Annotated in this window: 13 protein-coding genes and 2 pseudogenes; 6 read left to right on the top strand and 9 right to left on the bottom strand. The window is 61.2% G+C overall.

Annotation, left to right across the window (positions count from 1 at the left end; genetic code table 11):
- Positions 1-28: 28 nt before the first annotated feature.
- The 4 genes and pseudogenes from AB4N42_RS26035 (at position 29) to AB4N42_RS26020 (ending at position 4657) form a co-directional block, all read left to right on the top strand.
- Positions 29-1132: an extracellular solute-binding protein gene (locus AB4N42_RS26035; protein ID WP_030138436.1), complete on the top strand. Its 1104-nt coding sequence runs from the start codon at positions 29-31 to the stop codon at positions 1130-1132.
- A gap of 698 nt (positions 1133-1830) precedes the next feature.
- Positions 1831-2739 carry an ABC transporter permease gene (locus AB4N42_RS26030; protein WP_460115545.1) on the top strand — a complete coding sequence of 303 codons (909 nt, stop codon included), beginning with the start codon at positions 1831-1833 and terminating at the stop codon, positions 2737-2739.
- Positions 2736-3585 (top strand): annotated as a pseudogene (locus AB4N42_RS26025) (ABC transporter permease). The gene AB4N42_RS26030 and the pseudogene AB4N42_RS26025 overlap by 4 nt, the downstream one beginning before the upstream one ends.
- Before the next feature lie 15 nt (positions 3586-3600).
- Positions 3601-4657 (top strand): annotated as a pseudogene (locus AB4N42_RS26020) (ABC transporter ATP-binding protein).
- A 176-nt stretch (positions 4658-4833) separates the two neighbouring features.
- Here the strand turns inward: AB4N42_RS26020 and AB4N42_RS26015 are convergent.
- A complete protein-coding gene (locus AB4N42_RS26015) occupies positions 4834-5763 on the bottom strand; it encodes an AraC family transcriptional regulator (RefSeq protein ID WP_030138440.1) in 930 nt (309 codons plus the stop codon).
- 329 nt (positions 5764-6092) lie between these two features.
- On the opposite strand from AB4N42_RS26015, the gene AB4N42_RS26010 reads away from it, so the two are divergent.
- Positions 6093-6446 carry a putative quinol monooxygenase gene (locus tag AB4N42_RS26010; protein ID WP_030138441.1) on the top strand — a complete coding sequence of 118 codons (354 nt, stop codon included), beginning with the start codon at positions 6093-6095 and terminating at the stop codon, positions 6444-6446.
- Positions 6447-6487: 41 nt separating this feature from the next.
- Positions 6488-6721 carry a hypothetical protein gene (locus AB4N42_RS26005; protein WP_030138442.1) on the top strand — a complete coding sequence of 78 codons (234 nt, stop codon included), beginning with the start codon at positions 6488-6490 and terminating at the stop codon, positions 6719-6721.
- A gap of 66 nt (positions 6722-6787) precedes the next feature.
- On the opposite strand, the gene AB4N42_RS26000 is transcribed toward AB4N42_RS26005, so the two are convergent.
- The 8 genes from AB4N42_RS26000 to AB4N42_RS25965 all read right to left on the bottom strand — a co-directional run bounded on the left by AB4N42_RS26000 (position 6788) and on the right by AB4N42_RS25965 (position 18999).
- Positions 6788-7408: a flavin reductase family protein gene (locus AB4N42_RS26000; protein WP_258649175.1), complete on the bottom strand. Its 621-nt coding sequence runs from the start codon at positions 7406-7408 to the stop codon at positions 6788-6790.
- Positions 7409-7697: 289 nt separating this feature from the next.
- Positions 7698-8147, bottom strand: coding sequence for a heme utilization protein (locus AB4N42_RS25995; protein ID WP_460115544.1), 450 nt, complete (start codon positions 8145-8147; stop codon positions 7698-7700).
- A gap of 301 nt (positions 8148-8448) precedes the next feature.
- Entirely contained in the window at positions 8449-9768 is a 1320-nt protein-coding gene (locus tag AB4N42_RS25990; protein WP_030140849.1) for an MFS transporter, read from the bottom strand.
- A gap of 425 nt (positions 9769-10193) precedes the next feature.
- Positions 10194-11519, bottom strand: a complete 1326-nt coding sequence (locus AB4N42_RS25985) for a sigma-54-dependent transcriptional regulator (RefSeq protein WP_334597011.1) — start codon at positions 11517-11519, stop codon at positions 10194-10196.
- Positions 11512-13278 carry a sensor histidine kinase gene (locus AB4N42_RS25980; RefSeq protein WP_407682714.1) on the bottom strand — a complete coding sequence of 589 codons (1767 nt, stop codon included), beginning with the start codon at positions 13276-13278 and terminating at the stop codon, positions 11512-11514. Before AB4N42_RS25980 ends, AB4N42_RS25985 begins: the two co-directional genes overlap by 8 nt.
- A gap of 76 nt (positions 13279-13354) precedes the next feature.
- A complete protein-coding gene (locus tag AB4N42_RS25975) occupies positions 13355-14851 on the bottom strand; it encodes an RHS repeat-associated core domain-containing protein (protein ID WP_460115543.1) in 1497 nt (498 codons plus the stop codon).
- On the bottom strand, positions 14832-16166 hold the full coding sequence (locus tag AB4N42_RS25970; RefSeq protein WP_460115542.1) for a hypothetical protein: 1335 nt from the start codon (positions 16164-16166) through the stop codon (positions 14832-14834). Before AB4N42_RS25970 ends, AB4N42_RS25975 begins: the two co-directional genes overlap by 20 nt.
- A 1-nt stretch (position 16167) precedes the next feature.
- On the bottom strand, positions 16168-18999 hold the full coding sequence (locus AB4N42_RS25965; RefSeq protein WP_460115541.1) for a toxin TcdB middle/C-terminal domain-containing protein: 2832 nt from the start codon (positions 18997-18999) through the stop codon (positions 16168-16170).
- Positions 19000-19005: the final 6 nt, after the last annotated feature.

Below are 19005 nucleotides of genomic sequence, written 5' to 3'. Positions count from 1 at the left end.
ATACCTAGAAGAACAAAGGGAGTCCTCCATGGGCGAGCATGATCTGAACAGACGTCAATTCATCAAGACCGCGAGTGTGGTGTCGGTCGCGGCGGCCGCCATGAGCGTGCCTTTCATCAGCGCCCGGGCCAGCGACACGCGGTTTGTCGGCAAGACCCTGCGCCTGTTGACCTGGTCCGATGACACCGGGTTGGCCGCACTGCGCAATATCGCCGCGACGTTCGAGGCCAAGACCGGGGCCAAGGTCATCGCCGACCGCACCGGCAGCACCTCGGAAATGGTCGCCAAGCTCAAGGCCGGTGGCGACCGCCCGCAGTACGATATCATCACGCTCGCGGGCGTCGGCGCCGAAGGCCTGGCCGCCGCCGGGTTGCTGGAAAAACCTGATCTTAATCGCATTCCCAACCTGGTCGATGTGCCGGCGCAATACCGCACGGGCGCAGGCGGCCACGGCATCGGTTATCTGTTGTGGTGCAACAGCCTGGTCTACAGCACTCGCACCTTGAAACAGGCGCCGGACAGCTACGCCGCGCTTTGGGATGGGGAGTTGGCGCCGAATATCTTCCTGCCGCCGCCGAACTGGACCGAGGCCATGGACCTGATCATCATCGCCGCGAAACTGGCCGGCGGTGACGAACACAACATCGAACCTGGGTTCAAGAAGCTCGCCGAGCTCAAGGATCGGGTGATGACCCTGGGGGAAAACCCCAACCAGATCGCCGAACTGTTCCGCACCGGTTCCCTGGACATGGGCGGGTTGTACGCGCCGGCGTTCTTCCCCAAGCAGATCCGCGATCCGGCCTATGGCCTTGGCGCGACGTTCGGCATGAAGGAAGGTTTCTACACCGACCTGATGCTCTCGGTCATGCCGAAAAATCGCCCAGGCGATACCGACCTGGCCTACGCCTTCATCGACCACTCCCTCGACCCGCTGGTGCAGGGCAAGATGGCCGAGGACATCTTCAACGGCCCGGTCAACGCCAAGGCCATCATCTCTGCCGAAGCGCGCAAGAGCCCGTACATCCTCACGCCCGAGCAAATCGCCGACAAGGCAATCATGCACGACAACGCCTTCCTGGCGACGGTGCATGACCAGTGGATCCGCCGGTACACGGAAATCTTCTCTTCCTGAATTTCCCTGGTGTGGGAGCGAGCTTGCTCGCGATAGCGGTGGTTCAGTTGCTGGAGACGTTGACGGTGCTGACGTCTTCGCGAGCAGGCTCGCTCCCACAGGGAATCGGGGGTGTATGCCGGATTTGTGAGCAACCGAAATCCAGTGTGGGAGCGAGCTTGCTCGCGAAAGCGGAGGGTCAGTTGACGAGGATGTTGGCTGTGCCGCCGTCATCGCGAGCAAGCTCGCTCCCACAGGGAATCGGGGGTGTATGCCGGATTTGTGAGCAACCGAAATCCAGTGTGGGAGCGAGCTTGCTCGCGAAAGCGGAGGGTCAGTTGACGAGGATGTTGGCTGTGCCGCCGTCATCGCGAGCAAGCTCGCTCCCACAGGGAATCGGGGGTGTATGCCGGATTTGTGAGCAACCGAAATCCAGTGTGGGAGCGAGCTTGCTCGCGAAAGCGGAGGGTCAGTTGACGAGGATGTTGGCTGTGCCGCCGTCATCGCGAGCAAGCTCGCTCCCACAGGGAATCGGGGGTGTATGCCGGATTTGTGAGCAACCGAAATCCAGTGTGGGAGCGGGCTTGCTCGCGAAAGCGGAGGGTCAGTTGATGGGGATGTTGGCTGTGCCGCTATCTTCGCGAGCAAGCTCGCTCCCACAAGGAACTGGGTATTTGAAGATTTTTTGTTCTGTCGTTTTCCACTGACGAGACCTTGCCATGGAACACCAACCGTTGATCCATCCGCTAAGCGCCGCGCCGGCGCGTTCTCGGCGCGGTCTTTCGCCGACTGCGCGCGCGTGGTTCTTTCTTTCGCCGTCGATGCTGTTTCTCGGTGTGCTGATCGCTGCCAGCCTGTTGGTGCTGCGCATGAGCGTCGGCACCAAGGGCGCGGAATGGAGCGGCTTCAGCCTCGCCAGCTACGGGCAGTTGCTGGAGCCTTATTACCTCAAGTCCCTGCTGCTGACCTTGCGACTGGCGCTTATCAGCGCGGTGATCGCCGTGCTGCTGGCGATTCCCGTGGCCTACACCATGTCGCGCCTGGCCTCGCCGTTGTTGCGACGGGTGTTCCTGGCGGCGGTGCTGTTGCCGTTGCTGGTCAACCTGTTGCTGCAAAGCTATGGCTGGCTGGTGATCCTCGGTCCTGCCGGCATGCTCAACCAGGCGCTGATGGGCCTGGGCTTGATCAAGCGGCCGATCATGTTGCTTTACAACCAGAACGGTGTGCTGATGGGCCTGGTCCAGACCGCATTTCCGCTGGCCGTTTTGCCCATCGCCAGTGCCATGCGCGGTGTGGCCCGCAGTTACGAAGAGGCCGCCGCCACCCTCGGCGCCAGCCGTTCCCAGGTATTCCGCCAAGTGGTGCTGCCGATGAGTCTGCCGGGAATCATTACCGGCGCGACATTGGTGTTTGCCTACAACGCCAGCAGCTTTGTCGTGCCGCTGTTGTTGGGTGGTCGACGGGTGCCGATGCTGGCGGTGATGGTCCACGATCAGATTGCTCCGCTGATGAACTGGCCCGCCGCTTCTGCCGCCGGTGTGGTGTTGATCGTCACCACGCTGCTGATCATGACCCTTTCCGAGTATTTCACTGGCCGTCGTCGGCGGATGCTGGAGGCTTCGCAATGAGCGTAACGAGTAAAAAACGCCAGGCGTTGTTGCCCGGTGAAACCGGACGCGTGGCGGGGCTGCTGTCAGGTTTCATCCTGCTGCTGGCGGTGCTGCCGATCCTGACCATGATCGTCATGTCCTTCAGCGGGGCGGCGAACCTGGACTTTCCACCGAGCAGCTACAGCCTGCAATGGTATCGGGCGGCCTGGCACACCTTCGTCTCGCCGGACGCCAGCGATGTGCTGAGCCTGGGCCAGGCCATGGGCACCAGCCTGTTGGTGGCCTGCCTGACGATGATCTTCGCCACGCTGATCGCCGTGCCGCACGGCCTACGCCCTGACCCGTTGCGAGTTCCGTGGCAAGGCCGTGGCGCTGCAGCTGATGTCGCTGCCGCTGGTGTTTCCCATGGTGGTGCTCGGGTTGGCGTTGCTGCTGGTGTTCGACAGCCTGCCGTTCCAGATGACCACCTCGCGGCTGGTGATTGCCCACGTGATCCTCGCCCTGCCGTTCGTGGTGAAGAACTGCACCGCCGCCATGCTCGGCATCGGCAGCGAAGTCGAAGAGGCCGCCCGTATGCTCGGGGCAACACCGCGACGAGCGATCGTCGACGTGGTGGTGCCGTTGATGAAGTCGGGGATTCTCGCCGGGATGCTGCTGGCGTTCATCGTCTCGTTCAACGAATTCACCGTGACCTATTTCCTCTACACCATCGATGTCATGACCGTGCCGATCTGGATGTACAGCCGCACCGTGTCGTCGCTGGACCCCACCGTTTTTTCGTTTGCCGTGCTCATCGTGCTGATCGACTTCGTGCTGATCTGGGCGTTGGAGAAACTGGTGGGCGAGGGCGGCGTTTCCTTTTGATTTCGAGGTGAAGACATGACTGGACTGATACTGGAAAACGTCGAGAAACACTACGGCTCGGCCTGCGCGGTCAGGGACGTGAACCTGCATCTGCCCGAGGGCAAGCTGGTGTGTTTCCTCGGGCCTTCGGGCTGTGGCAAGACCACCCTGCTGCGCATGATCGCCGGCCTGGAAAGCCTCAGCGGCGGCGAAATCCGCCTGGACGGCGAAGACATCGGCCACACCCCGGCGCACCTGCGCAACTTCGGCATGGTGTTCCAGTCGCTGGCGCTGTTCCCGCACATGACCGTCGGCGAGAACATTGCCTATCCGCTGAAACTGCGAGGCGTGGGCAAGGCCGAGCAACAGGCGCGGGTGGTGGAGTTGCTGGAGCTGATCCAGCTCCAGGCAATGATCGACCGGCCGGTGGCGAAACTCTCCGGCGGCCAGCGCCAACGCGTGGCGATTGCCCGGGCCATCGCCGCCCGCCCGAAAATCCTGTTGCTGGACGAACCGCTGTCGGCCTTGGACGCCAAGTTGCGCGAGTCGATGCAAGTGGAAATCCGTCAACTGCAACAGCGCCTGAACATCACCACCATCCTGGTGACCCATGACCAGCGCGAAGCCATGACCATGGCCGACATCGTCGTGGTGTTGGGCGAGCATCGCGTGCAGCAGGTCGGCACGCCGATCGAGATCTACCGGCACCCGGCCAATGAATTCGTCGCTGATTTCATCGGTTTCGGCAATATCTTTCCCGCGACTTCCCTGGGCAACGGGCGGGTCGGGCTGCCGGGCGGGGACACGCTGGAAGTACCGGCCAGCCTTGGCGTCAACCCAGGGGAAAGGATCAAGTTGCTGGTGCGTCCCGAAGACGTGCAGCTGTCATCGCCCCAGGCCTCGGCGGGTAACCGCTTGCTCGGAAAAGTGCTGTTCGTGCGGGACATCGGCGCGACGATCGAGACCACGGTGGAATGTTCCGGCGTCTCGTTCACGGCGCTGAACACGCCGTGCCAGGGCATGGACCTGGGCATTGGGCAGCCGGTGTCGGTGACCGTGCTCGGCGCAGGCGTGTCGGTTGCTGGGGACCTGAGCTCATCGTCCTGAGAGATGAGTTGTCTTGACTGGCGCTTTCGCGGGCAAGCCCGCTCCCACAGGAGATCTTCAGCGAACACAAATTCTCTATTCACAACCGATCAACTGTGGGAGCGAGCTTGCTCCGGGCGGCGATCCGACGATGAGGCCGGCCCAGTCAGCACAAAGTCTGGATCAAACAGTCATCCGCAACCGCGCCAGATCCCGCAACGGCGGCGCGCCAAACAACCGGCTGTACTCACGGCTGAACTGCGACGGGCTTTCATACCCCACCCGATAACCCGCCGCCGACGCTTCCAGCCCTTCGGCCAGCATCAGCCGGCGGGCTTCCTGCAAGCGCAGTTGCTTCTGGTATTGCAGCGGGCTCATGGCGGTCATGGCCTTGAACCGATGATGCAAGGTCGAGACGCTGAGGTTCACTTCCCGAGCGAGGTCATCGATGCGCAACGGCTGTTCGAAATGGCCGTTGAGCCATTTGATCGCCTGGCTGATGCGATGGCTCTGGCTATTGGCGATGGCGATTTCATACAGCCGATAGCCTTGCGGGCTGCGCAACAGGCGATAAAGGATTTCCCGGCGCACCAGGGGCGCGAGCATGGCGATGTCCTTCGGCGCATCGAGCAGGCGCGCCAGGCGCAGCACCGCATCGAGCATCGGCGTGTCCAGGCGTTCGACATACAGGCCGCGACCGGCCGGGCGAGTCGGCACGCCGAGGGGGCCGGCATCGGCGATCAGAGCGGTGATTTCCGCCGGGTCGATGTCCAGGCGCAGCGCCAGGATCGGCTGCTCCGGCGAGACGTTGGCGATGCAACCGCTCAACGGCATCGACACCGAGACCACCAGGTAATGCAGCGGATCGTAGTTGAACAATTCATCCGCCAGCCGCACCTGCTTGCTGCCTTGGGCCATGATGCACAGGGCCGGTTGCGCCAGCACCGGGGCGAATTTGTGCGGCTGGCTGTGGCGCGACAGATGCAACGAGCCGATGGCCGTGGCGTAGCTGCCGTCTTCGCTGGTGTTGCGGTCGATGATCGACGCCAGTTCGGCGCGCTGTTGTTCCAGATACGTGTCCAGCGGGACGTGGGCGTGATCGAGTGGCGACATGCCGGAATCCTCAACGAATACAGGGGCGATGTAACAAAGCTTATGTTTGTGCAAGGCGCGGCGGTAGTCACATCCTGTTGAAAGCTTGCCTGATCCTGCACGACTGGCGCCTGCAGAACTGTACAACGCGGTTGAAACTTGCTTGAAACCTTTTGTTTCAACTTCCGCTGTTCAACTCATGTCGAGGCCGGATTCGGGGTTGGCGAGGGGCAGGATTGTGCAATGGGTCGGCAGGAATCGACTAACGAAGCTGGCGTCGGGACGCTTAACCTTTGATCCTGTCGCAGCCTGTCCCCGGCTGCACAACGGATTACCTGGGAGGGTTGAACATGACTACACACATCCCCGTCAGTCACATGGCTTTCGTCCGGGCCCGCACTGGCTGTTCCAAGCCGTTGGGTGCACGCCTCAGCACACTGATCGCGCCCTCGCGCCAGGCGCCCGGTTGCCTGCACTTTGCCTTGCAGCAATCGCAATGCGACGCCGATTTGTGGCTGGTGTCCGGGCTGTGGGTCAACCAGCAGGCGATGGACGCTTACTTCAACTCACCGGCCATGGCGATCTTCGCCGAGCTGGTACAGGACCTGGTGGTGAGCAGCCTGGATTTTCACACCTTCCGGGAAGTGTCTGCCGTCCAGGCGACCGAAGGGTGCATGGCGAAGGTACACAAACTGGCCGGTTGAAGGTTTAATGACGGTCATTTTCCATCGCCAGGATGCGCACTATGGCACGCAAAGCCTTTGAAACGTTTGAAGCTGTTTCCGCTGTTGTCCCCAAGGAAGGTGGCGGCTATTACGCAGCCATCGCCACCAAGGCCATCGGTGGCTCAGGTGCGCCGCGCTTCAACAAGGTACTTGAAGAGCAAGTGTTCGAAACCGCTACCAAGGCCGATGAAGCGGCTGCCGTGCAGTTGACTCACCTGCAGGGTGTCGACGACGAGGGTGGGTTGGTCTGGTAATCAGCATCGTGGGGATCGCTTTTGTGGCGAGGGAGCAAGCTCCCTCGCCACAGGGGTACGCTGCTGTTATCGCGGGCGATGCATCTTGAACAACGCCTCCGGCCCCAGTTGGAAATAATCCGCCGGCCCGCCACCGCGCAAGATCGGCTCGGCGGCTGCGGTGTCGTACACCCCATCCTTCAACAGCCATTTGGCGATATGCACGGCGACCACTTCGCCGAGGATCAGCCAGCTCGGCACCAGCCCTTTGTCCGCCCGCTGCAATTGAATGATCTGCGTGACCTTGCACTCGAAGGACACCGGGCTTTCAGCGACACGCGGCACCTGGATCACTCGCGACGCCACCGGCGTCAGGCCCGCCAATTCGAATTCGTTGACCTCTGGCGCGACCATCGCGCAGCTCTGGTTCATCTGCTCGGCCAGCGGGCGCGTGGCCAGGTTCCAGGCGAATTCGCCGGTCTGTTCGATGTTGTTCAGGCTGTCTTTGCGCCCGACACTGGAGAACCCAATGATCGGCGGAACGTAGTTGAAGGCGTTGAAGAAACTGTAGGGCGCCAGGTTCAGGCGACCTTCGCCATCCTGCGAAGAAATCCAGCCGATGGGCCGTGGGCCGACGATGGCGTTGAACGGGTCGTGGGGCAAGCCGTGGCCGTGGGCGGGTTCGTAGAAATGGATGTCGTCGGGCATGGCTGGAGAAGGTCCTGCGATGGAAGTTCAAGGGATTCGAGGATAGTGCAGGGCCCCGCCGTTTTTGTCAGCACCCTGGAACCTCGTGGGAGCGGGCTTGCTCGCGAATGCGGTGGTTCAGACAGATGGATGTTGACTGACACACTGCCTTCGCGAGCAAGCCCGCTCCCACATTGGATTTTTGCAGTCAGGAAAATCGTGCTCCGCTGTTATCGCTGTGCTGGTTTCGTTTGCCCCACAAACAACTAAGCCCGGCCGAAGCCGGGCTGTAAGAGTGTCGTTGTGGTTATTAGCTGATGGCGGCACCGTTGGTGCGATCGAAGCCATCTTCAGCGACGGTGTTGCCGTTGGTGCGATCGAAGCCATCTTCAGCGACGGTGTTGCCGTTGGTGCGATCGAAGCCATCTTCAGCGACGGTGTTGCCGTTGGTGCGATCGAAACCATCTTCAGCGACGGTGTTGCCGTTGGTGCGATCGAAGCCATCTTCAGCGACGGTGTTGCCGTTGGTGCGATCGAAGCCATCTTCAGCGACGGTGTTGCCGTTGGTGCGATCGAAGCCATCTTCAGCGACGGTAGCGCCGTTGGTGCGATCGGAACCGTCAGCAGCGAGAGTGGCGGCGCCAGTGCGCTCATAACCATCAGCGGCGATGGCCGAGCTGGTGCGGTCGAAGCCATCGGCAGCAAAAGTGTTGGCGGCCAGTACGGACAGGGTCAGGGCGATGATCAGTTTGGTTTTCATGGTCGTGCTCCAGAATGTTTAACGTTAAGTGCCTTGGGTGTGGAGTTCATATTACGCTTGTTAAATTGATTAAAAAGCGCAAAAAAATGCTAAAACCTATCGATTAAATCGATTTGTTTGCGACTGCCACAATACGGTCAATGAGGCCCATTACCGGCGTATCCAATGGCGTTCTGTTGAGGATGAGGATGGGGGGCGGGCATTAACTAGAAATTAATGTCAGATAAGTCTTTGGACATGCAGAACGAAAAAAGGGGCGAACCTGTCAGGTCCGCCCCTTTTTTCTATACGTGTCGAGAGGTCAGTCGGTCACGATCCGCGAATGCTTGCGGGTGTCCTTCATGGTGATGTAGACCAACAGCGACACGGCGATGCAGGCCGTCACGTACCAGTAGTAGCCGGTTTCCATGCCGATGCTCTTGAACCACAGCGCGATGTATTCAGCGGTGCCGCCGAAGATCGACACGGTGAGTGCGTAGGGCAGGCCGACGCCCAGGGCGCGGATTTCGGTAGGGAACAGCTCGGCTTTTACCACCGCGTTGATCGAGGTGTAGCCGCTGACGATGATCAGCGCCGCCATGATCAGGAAGAACGCGCCCCACCAGGTCTGGATGGTGTGCAGGGTGGTGAGGATCGGCACGGTGAACAACGTACCCAGGATGCCGAAGGCAATCAGGATCGGCCGACGACCGATCTTGTCCGACAGCCCACCGATGACTGGTTGCAGGCACATGAACAGGAACAGCGTGGCGGCGGAAATGGTGGTGGAGTCGGAGATGCTCATGCCGACGGTGTTCACCAGGTATTTCTGCATGTAGGTGGTGTAGGTGTAGAACGCCAGCGTGCCGCCCATGGTCAGGCCGACCACGGTCATCAGTTCCTTGGGATGGCGCATCAAGGTGCGCATCGCGCTTTCCTTGGCCTTTTCCTTCTTGGTGAACGACTCGGTTTCTTCCATGCCACGTCGCAGGTACAGCGCGACGATCGCACACAGCGCGCCGATGGCGAACGGGATGCGCCAGCCCCAGGCGTACAGTTGCTCGGTGGTGAGGAATTGTTGCAGCACGATCAGCACGCCGAGGGCGATGAGCTGGCCGGAGATCAGCGTGACGTACTGGAAGCTGGAGAAGAAACCACGGCGTTCCTTGGTCGCCATCTCGCTCAGGTAGGTCGCCGAGGTGCCGTACTCGCCACCCACCGACAGGCCTTGGAGCAAGCGGGCAAACACCAGCAGGATCGGCGCGCCGACGCCGATGGTTTCGTAGCTCGGGCTCAGGGCGATGATCAGCGAGCCGAAGCACATCAGGTACACCGAGGCCATCAATGCACGTTTGCGACCGGCGCGGTCGGCGTACAAGCCCATCAGCCACCCGCCGATCGGGCGCATCAGGAAGCCCACGGCGAAGATCGCGGCGGTATTGAGCAGTTGGGCGGTGGTGTCGCCCTTGGGGAAGAAGACTTTGGCGAAGTACAACGAGAATGCGGCGTAGACGTACCAGTCATACCACTCGACCATGTTGCCGACCGAGCCGCTGAAGATCGACTTGATCCGGCTGGCGGTGGTTCTTTCACGGGCGGGCACGGCAGCCGACCCGATGGGCAGGGCGTTGGAGTTATCCATTGAAGGATCCTTCGTTTAATTGTTTTTGTGGAGCGCGTGGGAACGCAGCCTGACAGGGCTATAGCAGGAGCTGTGCCAGGTGGCGAAAGGCCGGTCTAGAGGGGGGCGGGGTATTGCGTCGGCGGAAATCCGCTCATTGTGGTTGGGGGTGTGGGCGGGAATCCGCTTATGCAGGAAGATGTGTGTCGTCAGTACCGGCCTCATCGCGAGCAAGCTCGCTCCCACATTTTTGTCCGGTGTGTACACATGCCCCTGTGGGAGCGAGCTTGCTCGCGAAAGCGGTGTGTCAGCCAATTCAATATCGACTGACCTGACGCCTTCGCGAGCAAGCCCGCTCCCACATTTTTTTCCGGCGTGTACACATGCCCCTGTGGGAGCGAGCTTGCTCGCGATGAGGCCAGTACAGCCGCCAAAAAATAGCGACCTTACAAAAACATCTCCCGACTCAACCCATGTCGCTGCATCTTCTCATTGAAGGTGCGGCGCGGCAGTTGCAGCTCTTCGAGCACGGCTTTCACGTCACCCTTGTGCCGGGTCAGGGCGGCGCGCAGGCATTGGGCCTCGAAGGCTTCCTGTTGGGCCGCGAGGGACTGGCCCGGTTCGGTGTCCAGGGTGGGCAGTTGGTCCAGGCCCAGTACCTGGCGCTCGGCGACGTTGGCCAGTTCGCGCACATTGCCCGGCCAATCGTGGCTGAGCAGATGGCTCAGTTGTGGGCCGCTCAAGGGGACGGCGGGGCGGCCGAGGCGTTCGGCGGCGCTGTGGGTGAAATGCTCGAACAGCAGCGGAACATCTTCGCGCCGTTCCCGCAACGGCGGCAGGCGCAGCTCGGCGATGTTCAGGCGATAGGCCAGGTCTTCACGAAAACGCCCGGCCCGCGCTTCGTCCAGCAAGTCGGGCTTGGTGGCGGCGATGATGCGCAGGTCGACGTTGATGCTCTGGTTGGAACCCAGGCGTTCGAGTTTCTTTTCCTGCAACACGCGCAGCAACTTGGCTTGCTGGGCCAGCGGCATGCTTTCGATTTCATCGAGGAACAACGTGCCGCCATCAGCGTATTCGAGCTTGCCGATGCGCTTGCCCTGGGCGCCGGTAAAGGCGCCGCTTTCATGGCCGAACAGTTCGGCCTCGAACAGCGGCTCGGGGATGGCCGCGCAGTTCAGGGCCACGAACGGTTTGCTCGCCCTTGGCCCGAAGTCGTGCAGGCAACGGGCAACCAGTTCCTTGCCGCTGCCGGTTTCGCCGCGGATCAACACGTTGACCGGCAACGTCGCCAGGTCCAGCACCTGGCGACGCAGGTTTTGCAATGCCCGCGAGACGCCAAGCAGGGTGGCGTCGAGCTTGGCGCGGGCATCGGCCTGTTCGTGCAGCCGGCGGTTTTCCAGAATCAGGAAGCGCTTGTCCAGCGCCCGGCGCAAGCTGCCCAGCAGCGCTTCGGGGCTGAAGGGCTTTTCGAGGAAGTCGTAGGCCCCGTCGCGCATGGCCTCCACGGCCATCGGCACGTCACCATGGCCGGTCAGCAGAATCACCGGCAGGTCCGGGTCACGCCTGCGCACTTCGGCCAGCAACTCCAGGCCGCCCAGCCCGGGCATGCGCACGTCGCTGAGGATTACCCCGGGAAAATTGTCCGGCAGATGCGCCAGGCATTCTTCGGCGCGACTGAACAATTGCACCTGGAATCCCGACAGGCTCAGCCACTGCTCGACAGCCGTGCGGATGCTGCTCTCGTCATCGACGACCATGACCGAATCAAGCATGCAATTGCGCCTCCTGATCGATGGGCAAGGTCACGCAGAATACCGCGCCATGTTCATGATTGTCCGCCGTCAACCGCCCGCCGGATTCATGGATGATCGCAAACGAAACCGCCAGCCCCAGGCCGAGGCCATCGCCTACGGCCTTGGTGGTGAAGAAGGGGTCGAACACTTGCGCCAGATGTTCTTCGGCGATCCCGGTGCCGCTGTCGCTGACGCTCAGGCGCCACAATTGGTCATCGGCCTCCAGGCGCACTTCCAGGCGCTTGAGGGGTTGGTCGGCCATGGCGTCGAGGGCGTTGCGCAACAGGTTGATCAGTACCTGTTCGAGGCGGATCGCGTCGCCACGAACCCACGCCGGACGGGTCAGGTGCAACACGGTACTGACGTTTTCGTCCCGCAGGCGCGTTTCCAGCAATTGCAGGGCTTGATCTACTACCGCCGCAAGGTCCAGGCGTTCGCGCAGGCCGCTGGGGCTTTTGCGCGCGAAGGTTTTCAAGTGGCCGGTGAGGGCCGCCATGCGCGTCAGCATGTCGTCCACCGGCTTGAGGGCTTTGTAGGCGTCATCGACGCGGCCATGGTCCAGCAGCAGGCGCAGGGTGGCCAGTTGCATGCGCTGGGCGGTCAACGGCTGATTGATCTCGTGGGCCAGCGCGGCGGACATCTGCCCGAGGGCGGCGAGCTTGGCCGACTGCACCAGGCCGTCCTGGGCCGTGCGCAACTCGCGCGTGCGCTCGTCCACCAAGCGTTCAAGTTCCTCGCGGCTGCGTTGGCGCAACCTTGCCAGGCGCCAGCGCTGGTTGAGAAACAGCAGGAGGAACACCAGCGCCAGCCACAACCCGGCGGCGGCGAGGCCGGCGTTGCGCAAGTCTTCGAAGGCGATCTGAGGGCGCCGCAACAAATGCAGGGTCCAGCCTTCGGCGGTCAACGGCAGGGACTCCCACAAGTAGTCCGCGGCGCCATCAGGCGCCTCGACCCGGGCCAGGTGGCTGTTATCGTCGAAGCGTCGCAGCGGTTCATAGGCCAGCGGTTGCAACGGTTGCTTGTCGTATTGGCGCGTGGCCTTGAGCTCGGCAAGGTCGCTGTCGGACAGAGCGTGCAAGTGGCGATAGCGCCAGCCCGGACGATTGGCGATGAAAATGATGCCCCGCGCATCGCTGACCAGCAACGTGTCGCTGCCCTGGCGCCACTCTCGCTCCAGCTCCGGGAATTCGAGCTTCACCACCATGGCCCCGAGGAATTCGCCGTCGTCGCCGGTCACCGCGCTGGACAGGAAATAGCCGGGGATGCCACTGGTCACGCCCACCGCATAAAACCGCCCGGTGCCATGGGTGCGTGTCTGGATGAAGTAGGGGCGAAACCTGTAGTTGTGACCGACATAGCTACTGGGCAGGCGCCAATTGCTGGCCGCCACGGCCAGGCCGGTACGGTCCATCAATTCCAGCGTGGACGACTGCGCGGCGCCGTTGATCTTTTCCAGCTTGCGATTGAGTTCATCCTGTTGTGCCGGGCTGATCGGCCCCTTGAGGGCGTCCCGCAGCTGCGGGTCCAGGGCGAGCACGACGGGCAGGGCGCGATAGCGTTCGATCAGGGTGTGCAACGAGTTGGCGTACAGCGCCAGTTGCTGGCTGGCACGGCTGGCGTCTTCTTCCAGGGCCTCGCGTTCGGCATGGCGCACGGCCAGGGTGGCGGCAAGGGCGGCGCCGGCGAGGATCGAGGCGATGACAAGAAGCAGGCGCAGGGGGCGCGGCATTGCGGACATATAAATGTTCAAGGACCGGGCAGGGATGGGCACGATAGCACGCCGCCACCCCTTCGTGATGCGCCTCGATGCGTGGTTATCTAAGCATCCTCTGCGTCTGTTTCAAACGCCCGACGGTGGCCTCCATTTCTCTGTGCATGCTTCGACGGGTGATTCCAGTCGATTGTCCAAATATTTTGCTCAAAGGCACGTAAACATCGAAGGTCTCAACGCCCGCTTTGTCGTACAGCCTGTCGACGACAGTAATTTCCTGGGTTAATAAAGTGATCAGCTCGTTGATGTATTGATCGGCACGGTCTATTTTTTCTTCGGAAATTTCCTGCCCCGCGCCGATGATCTCATGGGCGATTTCAACGGTGCCTGTTGCAGTTTTCACCACGGCAGAAATCGCGCTGCCACCTGCCACATCCGCTGCTTTCAACGCAGTCGATGTGCCCGTGTTCACCGCTTCCCTTGCCAGGTTCAATGCATCCTTTCGAGACGGAGATTGCAGACTCTCAGCGAAGCCCTCGGCTTTCTTCAGCAGATAGGTGGCTGGACTTTTCTTGGCGTCGACCCCCTTGATGATTTCGCTCGGTTCCAAGGCAGAACTTTTGAATTTGACTGACGCGTCCAGCCCCGCTTTCTCTATGCCCTTGTCCAGTCCCACGGACACTCCCTTGGCTACTGCAAAACCTACTGCGACGCCTATGATCATACCGGGCGGGCCTGCCACGGCGCCTAACGCCGCTCCTCCCACGCCTAACCCAGCGCCCACTGTCAAGTTGATCGAGTTCTTGGCTACCTGGACGCCGACCCTTGACGCTGCCGATTGGGCACGGGTCGATGCTGAGCGATGATTATCCAGTTGCGCTTGAGCCTGGATAGCCCTCGCTGAGATTGCCCCCAGGAGATCTCTGAACCTGTAGATGCCTTCGCGTAATTCGGAGCGAGCCCGGTCCTGCTGCTGGTGTTTCCTCGCTGCAGCCTTCCGGTCATCTCTCTCCGTTCGCTTCTCTCTTATGAACCCGCCTACATCGACATAGGTCATCGGATTGTTGGTGACGAACCCATATAGGTTCAACCCGTCGATATCTCCCTCCGGGTCGGCACTCACCCAGCGTGCCAGCCACGGCGCGTAATAACGTGCACCGTAGTAATAGAGCCCGCTGGCGTCCATCTCCTTACCAGAGTAGCGAACGGTCTTGTAGCTTGCTTCCAGGGCGGAGCGGCCCGCGTACCAGGCGGTTCCGCCGAAAGGATAATAATGCTCAAGGCTGATCAGGCCGCCGGCGCGGTCCAGCTCCAGTGTGCTGGAACCCAGGTGATCATCGAGGTTGTAGCGCAACTGATCGGCTTCGATCCCCACAGGTTGGCCGGCTTCCCAATGCAGGCAGCGGACACTGCCGTGAGCCAACCCGAGGGTGAGTACGTGGAGACGTTCGCCATCGCTGGAAGTGCGTATTTCAATGCCCGGCAAATAACGTGTCTGCTGGACTGTGCCTACGGCAGTGTGGGTTTTGCCGACCCGCTCGCCCTGGCTGTACAGATAGGTTTCGTTATCGTCGCTCAGATCATCTTCCCGCTTGATCACCGTGACAGTGCTGAGCTGGTCGCGAGAGTTCCAGGTCAGCGCCGAGCGTACCGCTCTGCAGGAACAGCTGGTTACCATGGGCGTCGAACTGCGTGTCGAAATCCGGCTCGGGTTCGCCTTCTGTCCATCGCACGCCGCGGTTGCTGTTGGGGTCGATGCGCGTGATGTGCGTGTGATTGTTGCCCTCGCGAATATGGCGCAGACGGGTCAAGTTGTTGCCGCTGTCGTATTCGTATTGTTGGGCATAGTTGAAGCGGCGGTTCGGGTCGATGGGGATGATGGGGGCCGGCAAGCCGGGTTGCAGGTGCGGTGTGTCGCCCTCGAAGCCGCTGGCGGTGATGAGCCGATAGAGCGAGTCGTAGGTAAACTCGCGATGGCCGTCCACGCGTTGGTTGGCAAAATGGACGGTGGCGACTGTGTGGTCTTCGATGCGCGTTATGTTGCCTACACGATCGTAGAAGTAGGCCAGGTCCTGGCGCAGGTCTGCACCGGGTTTTCCTGCCTGGACTGTGCTCAGCCGGCCGTCGACAGGGTTATAGGTCCAGCGGCTGATGATGCCGTTTGCCGCCTCCTGACGCTCGATCTGGCCGGCAGCGTTGTACTGGGCCGCCAGCATGATCGGTTGCGACGCGGTATCGAGCTTGAGCTGCAAGTCGACTGCCTTGAGCTGCCCGGCGACGTCCAGGCGCAGGTACTGGCGATGACCACCTGCATCGGTCTGGCCGATGAGCGCACCGAGGGCATCGAAGGTTTGCTCGGTCGTATGCATGTCGGCGTCGGCGAACGTGCGGGCCTGACGCAGGGGCAAGCCGGACAGGCTATAACTGTCGCAACGCACAGTGCCGGACGGATCGACTTGTTCCAACAATTGCCCACGCACGTTGCGGCCGGCGTCTTGAGTGGCGTCGCCATAGGTGAAGGTTTCGACATTCAAGTCGCTGTTCTCGTCCAGTGCCACCGGGCGCAACTGGCTGTCATGGTGCATGCGCCATCGATTGCCACGTGCGTCCCAGCGTTCCAGGGTTTCACTTGCCAACCCCGGCAATATCAAGCGCCAGCCGGCGTCGACGCTGTCGATATGCAGCGCCTCCCCCATGAGATCGTAGATCGTGGATTGGTTGGCTTTCGGGGCATGGCCGAACAGACGGGCATCCCATTGTTCGGCGAGGCGCCCGGCTCCGTCGAACCGTTGACGGGCGATGAGGGCGACAGCGGCGACCGAAGCCTCGCTACGCAGGTAAGCGACTTGCCGCACGGGCAAGCCTCGTCCATCGACGGCGACGACGTTTGGAGTGCGAGCGTGGACATTCGTCATATCAGTCCTTCGACAATGGGCCAGTCGATGGCGGGACGGTATCGTTGTAATCATGATCGCACTGATACCACGGATGATAGACATGCCAGGCTTGATCAAGCTTGGCATTGATGACCTTGATCAAGCGCCCTGGCGGGTCGTAGAACTGCTGGTCGTGGTAACCGTGTTCTCGCAGCGAGACGTCATTGATGTAGCGCCAGGTATCGGCGAAATAGGGGCGATACACCCGCGTGACCAAGCCTTTGTTGTTGTACTCGACCCGTTCGCTGACGCGCCAGCGCGGGTCGGCTTCGCGCTGTACCGGCTTGCCATCCCCGCCTAACTCCAGCGAGCCCTCTTCAGTCACGGCATAGGCGTTGCCTGCCTCGACCAACTGTTTGGTTTGCAGGGCGCGGCCAAAGCCGTCGACGGCGCTGATGGCGATGCGGATCTTTTGCAGCGGGTCGTCCGGGTAACGATCGGCGCTCAACACGACGCTGTGCACCGGTTCCCGAGGCGTGGCGCGGATCAGCGTCCAGAGTCGCTCCTCATCGACGGTACGCACGGCCAGTCGGGCCAGGCGAACCCGTGCCGAGGCCCGGACATGACCGCTGGACAATAAGTATCGAGCTCGGACCCACTCGTCACGTTGTGCCGCCGACACCTGCGCCAGGTCGGGCAAACTCATCCAACTCATATCTTCGACACGCACGGCGCAGGCGATGTTGCCCAGGGTTGCCTTGGGGTTCGCAATCGCATAGGCCGGCGACAGGTCGGCGGGGGGCTCATAATCCTCAATGCCATGGAAGCCTGCCGGAACGCCATTTTCAGTGCCATGGAAGGTAACGCCCAACGGTACGCCCGCCGGTCCGTAAAGCGCTTGCTGGATGTTCTCGTTGGCGTCGGTGATCTTGCTTGGCAACAGCGAGTGGTAGTTGTATTCGACGCGGGTGGTGCAACCGTCCGGAAGCTGTACGGCGATGGGCATCAAATGAAATTCGTCGTAACTGACCGAGGTGACGCCATGGCTCTGGGTCTCCTGTAATTGGCTGATGTGGAAGAAGCCGTCCAGCGACAAGTATTGGGGAAAGCCGATTTTCTTGGACCAGAGGTTTCGGGCCTCGTCCTTTTTCGAATCTTCAAGTAGGAACAGCGCCATGGGCTCGAAGCCGATCGTTTCCAGTTGCTCGCGAATGTCGAACGGTTCAGGCACCGCGTCGTAGGCGCTCAGCGCCTGCTCGTCGAATTCGGCGATTTCCAAGGGACCGCGCAAGGCCTGGAACAGGATCTCGCCTGATCCATCGCGCATGTAGGTTTGTTCCTCAAGGGCGATCAGCTCTCGGGCGGCCGTCCAGGCCGGCGAACCTTGAAGCTCAAGGACGCTTTCGTAGCTCACCTGTTGCGGTGTGAGTCCGCCCGGCAGTGGGGCTTTGGGGCGTTGCAACCCGTTGGTCCGGGCGCGCCAGGGCGAGCCCAGTCGCTGGCGCAGTCCTTCCTCGTCGATCAGGTGTTGATAGTCGGCCAGGCTTTCGGTCAGGTGGTACACCTGTTGTTGATCGTCGTGAGCGTCGCGCCACCAGGTGTTTTCATCCTCATCCTCAAAGGGTGGCTCGTCGTCCGCTGTCAGGCGTCGCGCGTAATTGACCAGGAAACCGTGAGTCAATTGGCCGTAGCGGTTCCAGGCCAGGTTGATGGTGTGCTGGACTTGTGGGTCGTTGATGAAACCGTCGTATTGATAACTGACCGTTTCCAACGCCAAAACCAGCAAACTCTTTTGGCCGTCATGGGGTTGGCGCAGCAGGTAACGCTGTTGCGTCACGGTGTAGGGCTCGAGCATGGCGATCGATTCGGCGTGATGGGTTTCGCCGCGCAGTACCTGGCCACTCAAGGCATAGGCCATTTCCCGGGCCGTGTCCGGGTCGGGCGTGATGATTTCGTCGACGTTGTCCGGTTCGTGGAACCGGGCCAGCAGCGTGGGCCCCAGCGGCGAGGCATCGCCGTCGATGTCAAAACAATCCTTGAGCGGCTGATCGACGGTGCGGCCGGTGTGAAACCAGGTCTTCACCAGCACTGGCGCGGTGAAGCTGTCGTCTGTGTCACCGGCGGGGATTTCGCTGTCGAGCTGATACAGCCGGCCGAAGCCACGGAACTCGCGGTGATAGCTGTCGTAGTCGCCTTCAAAATAGCTGAGGTGTTGGGTCAGGTAGTTACCGGTGATCTCGTCCAGTTGTTGCTGGTGCGCCACCAGTGGAAGGGCCATGGGCAGGTAGCAATCCAATGGTTTTCCCTGTGCCACGCGCTGTGCTTTTTCATCCAGCCAGAACTGAGCACTGCTGCGGTAGGCCAGCGTACTGCTGCAACCCATGTTGTTGTTCGTGGCGCTGAGCACGTAGGGCCTTGAGGCGACGAAATCGTAGCGCCAATGCCGGGGTTTCATATCCGGCATGGCATGGGGCACGCTCAGGATCAGGCTCGCACAACCCAGGCCTTGCAGGTCGGCCAGTGTGACCTGGCAAAGATGGTCATAACGCAGACCTTCGGGCCACGGCACCTGCACGGGGATCTGATCCACCTTATTGCCGCCGTGGTTGAAATAAATCTCAAAACAATCGCTTTGCAGGTAAATCAACGCCGGCGCTCCGGAGCCATCCAGGTCGGCAATCCGCACCCGCTCGGCATTGAACTCGTCATAGGTGAAGGGCAGGATGCTCATGACGAAACCTTTGCCGAAACGCCCATGACCCAGGTTCGGCCAGCATTTGATTTCATTGAAGCGAATACGGCACAGCTCGGTGCTATCGCTCCCCAGCATATTGCCGAACAACACCAGCTCGCTGCGTATATTGCTGAACAACGGCAG

The sequence above is a fragment of the Pseudomonas sp. H2_D02 genome, from assembly GCF_054677635.1.
The sequence above is the reverse complement of the archived record's forward strand: the minus strand, read 5'-3'. Positions and strand labels throughout refer to the sequence as shown.